Genomic DNA, 6,621 nt, shown 5'->3' with positions numbered 1-6,621 from the left:
ATAAAATCAACTTCTCTATGGCAGCGAAAATTTGCCATAAATTTCTTAAAATGGCTAAATCTTTGCCGATACCTGATGTAATAGCATGGATAGAACGTAATCTAAGAGTAGATAAAACAGATGAGCGGCATTTTATCCGTAATCTACGAGGTATAGGTGCCTGTAGTTTCTTGTATAGAGTAGCTTAGTTCCTCAATCTGATATGTAGTAGCAGGCAGATCTTGCATCTGTCTGTTTGCTATGCAGAAAACGCTTAACCAAAGGCTCTAAAATGGTATAATAATGTCAATTGTTATAATCAAACAGAAACGGAACAGTTAGCTAAATGGCATTGTAACAACTGTAAGCAGGTAAGAAGCGTTTTCCTTGATAAAGCCTACAGATTGGAAAGTGGAAGATACGAATTTTACGACATATCCACTAAGGCACTTGAAGAAATTGAAGATCAGCTTCAGGAAATGAACGGTTATGAGTTTGCCCAGACTTTAAACAATTTATGGGTAGCAGTTCAGGAGCTGGATAAAGATCCCTGTTCTGCAGTTACACAGAGTGCACTTGTAACAAGGGCCAATGAGTTTATTACCAGAGCACAAAGCGTATATGACGGATTGGTTTCTTATCAGAAAAATCTGGATTCGACTGTTCAGACTTATGTAGATGACATCAATGCAATTGGCGATAGGATAAGAGTTTTAAATGAGAATATTGTTGAGATAGAGTCAGGCAAGCAGGAACATGCAAATGATCTAAGAGATGAGAGAAACCTTTTACTGGACAGACTCGGCGGATATGGAAAGATTGATTATCAGGAAGATATCTTTGGAAATGTCACCGTTCTTTTTGAAGGTTCATCATTTATTACTTCTGACCATGTCAATCATATTGGAGTTGATGTCAAACTTGGAAGCTGCGTGGGGTATGCTACACCATATTGGGAATATGCTGCGAAGACAGAAGTAGATCACAATGGCAATAAAATAGTCACCTCAATTGATGGGGCGTACGTATATGACCTGACTCAGACAATATCAACAGCTATCAATACAGACGTTGGCAAGCTCAAATCAGTACTTCTTGCAAGAGGCGATCATAATGCTACTTATCATGATATAAGAGAAGATGAAGATTACTATAACAGTAGCATTTCCAAGTCAGTCATCATGAACGTTGAGGCTGAATTTGATCAGATGATACATAATATAACAACAACAATTAATGACATTATGAAAAAGGCAGGAAGTAATCCTGCAATTCTTGATCCTACCAAGGGAGATGCTGCGGATTTCACACTTTTTGTTGAGGCCAATCCCGGAGATAAACTGATTTATGATATTGGAGAAGATAAAACGGCAGGAACAATTTCAACCGGATATACTATTGCGAATACTCAGCTCAATCCGATGTTTTTAAAAGAGCCCACATTGTTTACATTTAGAACCATAGACGGAAGCGAAGATAACGCTACTACTACGAAGTTAAAAGAGGCATTTACTGCTGAAAAATATACATTAAATCCAAATGTTACAGCAAAAACCAGTTTTGTCAGTTACTATAACAGCCTGGTGTCACAGGTTGCCAATTCAGGAGACGTATACAACAGCATAAAGAGCGCGCAGGAACAGACGGTTTCTGCGGTAGAGGCGGCCAGAGAACAGATTGTCGGAGTTTCAAGCGATGAGGAATTGGGATTTATGATTATGTTCCAGAATGCCTATAATGCATCAAGCAGATATATCAATGTGGTAAGTGAAATGCTTGAACATCTGGTGACAACTCTTGGAACATGAGTAAGGTGATTTTTTAGAGGAGAAAAATATGGTATCACAGTTTTTTGGTCTTAATATTGCAGCTTCTGGACTTAGAGCAGCAAATGCAGCTCTCAATACAACAGCCAATAACGTGTCAAATAAGGATACTGACGGATATTCAAGACAGGCAGTGGAACAGCAGGCAAGTAATGCCCTGAGGGTATTCACTACATATGGCTGCGCCGGAGCTGGTGTTGATACTATAGCAATAGAGAGAATACGTAACAGTTTTTACGATTTTAAGTTTAGAAACAATGAAGCTCTCTTAGGCAATGTTACGCAAAAGAATTATTACAATGGAATGATAGAGCAATATCTGGATGATGATGGAATTACCGGGTTCTCAACTTTGTTTACCAAGATGCAGGCATCACTTCAGTCAGTCATGACTGCTGCGGGTACCACGGAAACCAAGTCAACTTATGTGTCAAATGTTAAGAGCATAACTGAGTACTTTAATAATGTGTATACAAGTCTTCAGAATCTTCAGTCAGATGTAAATGCAGAGATAAAGCTGTGTGCGGATAGGATCACAGCAATCGGAACTGAGATAGCGTCTCTGAATCAGCAGATTAATACAATAGAAATGACTGGTACTACTGCAAATGAGCTGCGAGATAAAAGGGATGTACTTCTTGATGATTTGTCGAAAATTGTTTCTATTGAAACAAAGGAATCGAAAGTAATTGATGAAACACAGCCTGATAGAGACACCGGTGCTACCAGATTTCAGGTATGGGTTGCCGGAAGCTATGAGCTTGTTGATATGTATGAATACAAGCAGATGGTTTGTGTCGCAAGGGAAGTAGATGAGTCTGTTAACCAGAATGATATAAGCGGTCTTTATGATATAAAGTGGGCTAACTCAAGATTTAAAGATGGGGATAATGTGAACGAACTTGCTGATTTTGCGCTTGATTCAAGACTTATAGGTGGAGAGCTTCAGGGACTGTTAGCTATAAGAGATGGAAATAACGGGCAGTATTTTAATGGAAAAGGAAATGGAGTAGAAGTAGATCCACAGAGTGACTCCTGCACAATAACGGTTGATGTCGCATCATCTTATCTCATGGATATGGGAAAGTGCACACTACCTGTAAGCGGTACAATTCATATAGGCGCCAAGTTCTATAAATATGACAGCTGGAGTTATGACGGTGGTTCCAAATATACATTTACACTTGATCCGGATTCGCTGACAAGTATCCCTGATGATAATAGAGCAGTTTCTGTAGGTTACTACAATAAGTACCAGGGACTACCATACTATATGGAACAGATGAATGAATGGATCAGAAAGTTTTCAGATGAAGTGAACAAGATAATGGTAAGCGGCTATACATCAGATTCTCTGGATGGAGTATATCTTTTGACAGGATCTCAGAGTACCAATTCATCAGCTCAGTATAGTTATGAAGAACTTACTTCATTATCTGAAAACAAGGGATATTACAACATAACTGCCGGTAATTTTGAAGTAAACAGAGTGCTTTTGGACAATGCAGACAGAATGGCTACAAAATCAGATATAACTGAAGGTGAATCTGAATTCGGTAATCTCACAAAACTAAATGATATGTTTAACAATAAAGAGGTATTCAGAGGAGCTACTTCGGGCGAGTTTTTGACTAAAGTGCTTGCTGATGTTGCACTGAACCGAAGCAATTCAGATACATTGGAAAAAACATATACAGCCCTTGCCAATACTATCGATAATCAAAGACTTTCAGAGTCAGGGGTAGATGAAGATGAAGAAGCTGTAAACCTTGTAAAATTTCAAAATGCATATAACCTCTCCTCAAAAATGATCCAAACACTGACGGAGGTTTATGACAGGTTGATTTTACAGACCGGAGTATAAAACAGGAGGTTTCGTGATGCGTATAACAAATAAGATAATGCAGAATAATTCCCTCTACAATATTAATAATAACAAAGTCGCAGAGGATCAGCTGAATGCTATGATGTCAACCGGAAAGCGCATCACAAGGCCGTCAGATGACCCTGTTATCGCAATAAGAGCACTTCGTCTTAGAAGTAATGTGACTCAGCTTTCACAGTACTATGAGAAAAATGCAAAAGATGCAGAGAGCTGGCTTGATGTAACGGCGGATTCTCTTTCAACTGTTACTGATGTTCTTACTGATGCTGTCAAGCAGGCTACAAAGGGTGCAAATATGGATCTTACTTTGGATGATCTGTCAATTATTGTTACCCAGATGGATGCTCTTGCAAAAGAATACTATTCAACAGGAAATGTGGACTATGCCGGAAGATATGTTTTTACAGGGTATAGAACGGATACAGCTCTTTCTTTTTCCAAGACTTCAACAGCAGATTATGAGGATATAAATGATGAATTTAACGCAGTTGATGTTGGAGAATCAAAAAGAGTATTAGGTAACTATAAGCTTGATTCAACAGAGCTTGCTTCGCTTACTTCAAATGATGTTCCTGTTGAAAGTGACATTACAGAGTGCACAGTAGGACGAATTCGTTTGTCGTATGATAATCTTAATTATTTATCGGGAGTTGAAGGAGACAGCCCTACATTAAAGTTTAGAGAAGATCTGACGCAGCCGGCTACAAGCACGGTTAGTGAAACCGTCAGTGTTATAAATGTTACTTATAAGACGGTTGAAGGAGATACACGATACGTAGCTGTTCCGCTTGATACATACAGTAAAGATGATACTACACCAAAATCAGTAACAATTGATGGCGTAACATATACAGGCACAATGAACGATGATGGTTTAAGCACTGTTACTTTTACTGAAGACGGAAATAACTATACTATAGCGCTGACAAAAGATGGTGTATATGATGAAACAGCTTCATCTACAGGGTATATCCAATCTGCATCGACGGAAATCGAAACAGTAAGTAAAAGTACTGTAAGTTATACCAATGGTGCAGGGGCTGTTCAAACTTCTTTTTCGTTACCTCTTTTGCCTGTTATAAAACAGACATATTCTATTACACTGGATAATAGTCACGTTGCAACAGTTAACAGCGACGGAACATATACTATAACAACGACAGATCAAGCAGATGAAGCTGATGGGACCAAAAGTAATGTTGTGATAAATGTTACTTCTAACGGAAGTATTCATTCGTCATATAAAGAGTATAGCCTTGAAATCCCGACAGACAATATCATATATTCTACAACATCTGAAGAAGATATAGATGATGCTTATAACGAGCTTTATAATGACAAATCCGGTAATGCAGTTGCGTACCTTAATGCAGCTACCGGAGAAGTTCTTTTAAACGGATATTTGAGGGATAGACTCTCGGTACTTCCTGACATTATAAATGCCAACAGCATAGATATGGTATACGATAAAAAAGAATGGGAAGCGGGAGATATAAAGCCTGAAAACCTCTTCAATTGCACCTACAATTATAAAGATACAAATGGTGATGATAAGCAAATTCTTTATAACAGAGGATCTGCAGCGCATCAAATAGCTTATGATGTAGGATTTGCGCAGTCTGTTGTAGTAAATACAACAGCAGATGCCGTATTTACTACAGATGTCAAAAGAGATATAGATGATCTGAATGGTGTTTTAAATAAATTAAAACAAATTGATGGAACTATAAAAACATTAGAAGGAAAGCTTGCATTTATAACAGAGGATACGGAAGAATATAACAATATACAGAAAGAGATAGGTGCCGCCCAAAAGTCATATAATTATTTTCGTAATCAGCTTCAGGAGGAATTTGAGCATAAGATTACTTCTATGCAGAAAGCTTTGGATACAGCTAACATAGCGGTTACAGATAATGGAACCAGATCAAAACGACTTGATCTTATAAGTACAAGACTTATGGGGCAAACTACTACATTTCAAACTCTTAAGTCGGAAAATGAAGATGCTGATCTTGCAGAAACAATAACCCACCTTACTTCAGCTCAGGTAACTTATGAGGCAAGTCTTATGGCTACAGGTAAGATAAGTCAGACAAGTTTGATGAATTATATCTGATTATTGAGAATATTTCGGGTAAATATGCATTCTTGAATCAACAATTCAAGAATGCATCAACCAAGCCAATTTAAATCGACTTCGTCGATGAGGCTTGGTTGACTCTTCACTCATATTCTCACGAAATCCGCAGTATATGCGGATTTCTGAAATTTAGTTCAAGATGTCATAATTATTTGTGGCAACATAACGAAATAACGTATATAATTAATGGTGATAGGAGAGAAATCTTTATCATCGTGACACCGATATACATATGTACATATGATAGCATGGAGGTTACACAATGAAATTAACGACAAGGATTTTCGGAGAAGTTGAAATTGATGACAGCAAGATAATATGCTTTCCAAATGGTATCATAGGCTTTCCTGATCTTCAAAAGTTTACTCTTATGCACGATGAAGATCAGGGCTCAGGTACTATCAAATGGCTCCAGTCCATAGATGAGCCGAATTTTGCAATGCCCGTTATGGACCCTCTTGTTGTTTGTCCGGATTATAAACCGCTTGTTGATAAGACGGAAGTAGAAGCAATAGGAGATCTAGATGAAGAGGATATGCTGGTTCTTGTAACTGTCACTGTTCCGCATGATCTTACTAAGATGACAGTTAATCTTAAGGGACCGTTTATTATTAATACAAAAGACATGAAGGCTTCCCAGACAATTATTGATAATGATGAATATCCGGTGAAGTTCCCGATTTATGACATTCTTCAAAAAGACAAAGAGAAGGGATGATCAAAAGATACTAGAAATAAAGCAGGTATGGGGAGATTTAGGCCTGCACAACTACAAAACCATGGAGGGA

4 protein-coding genes and 1 pseudogene are annotated in these 6,621 nt (G+C 38.0%); all 5 read left to right on the top strand.

The window, feature by feature from the left end:
• Positions 1–188 (top strand): hypothetical protein (locus tag BM146_RS19890; RefSeq protein WP_207649933.1); only part of this gene is annotated, 188 nt, incomplete at its 5' end.
• A 165-nt stretch (positions 189–353) separates the two neighbouring features.
• Positions 354–1,787, top strand: a pseudogene (flgK, locus tag BM146_RS17285) (flagellar hook-associated protein FlgK); the annotation flags it as partial.
• 28 nt (positions 1,788–1,815) lie between these two features.
• Entirely contained in the window at positions 1,816–3,669 is a 1,854-nt protein-coding gene (locus BM146_RS17280) for a flagellar hook-associated protein FlgK (protein ID WP_074891740.1), read from the top strand.
• A gap of 16 nt (positions 3,670–3,685) precedes the next feature.
• Positions 3,686–5,809 carry a flagellin N-terminal helical domain-containing protein gene (locus tag BM146_RS17275; protein WP_074891738.1) on the top strand — a complete coding sequence of 708 codons (2,124 nt, stop codon included), beginning with the start codon at positions 3,686–3,688 and terminating at the stop codon, positions 5,807–5,809.
• A gap of 286 nt (positions 5,810–6,095) precedes the next feature.
• On the top strand, positions 6,096–6,551 hold the full coding sequence (gene fliW / locus BM146_RS17270) for a flagellar assembly protein FliW (RefSeq protein WP_074891736.1): 456 nt from the start codon (positions 6,096–6,098) through the stop codon (positions 6,549–6,551).
• Positions 6,552–6,621 lie beyond the last annotated feature (70 nt).

It is taken from the genome of Butyrivibrio proteoclasticus, from assembly GCF_900115735.1.
Classification (GTDB): Bacteria; Bacillota; Clostridia; order Lachnospirales; family Lachnospiraceae; genus Butyrivibrio; species Butyrivibrio proteoclasticus_B.
The sequence above is the reverse complement of the archived record's forward strand: the minus strand, read 5'-3'. Positions and strand labels throughout refer to the sequence as shown.

Excerpts from the sequence above, each read along its gene's own strand:
- BM146_RS17280 (WP_074891740.1), top strand. The coding sequence starts at position 1,816 with ATGGTATCACAGTTTTTTGGTCTTAATATTGCAGCTTCTGGACTTAGA.
- BM146_RS17275 (WP_074891738.1), top strand. The coding sequence starts at position 3,686 with ATGCGTATAACAAATAAGATAATGCAGAATAATTCCCTCTACAATATT.
- fliW (WP_074891736.1), top strand. The coding sequence starts at position 6,096 with ATGAAATTAACGACAAGGATTTTCGGAGAAGTTGAAATTGATGACAGC.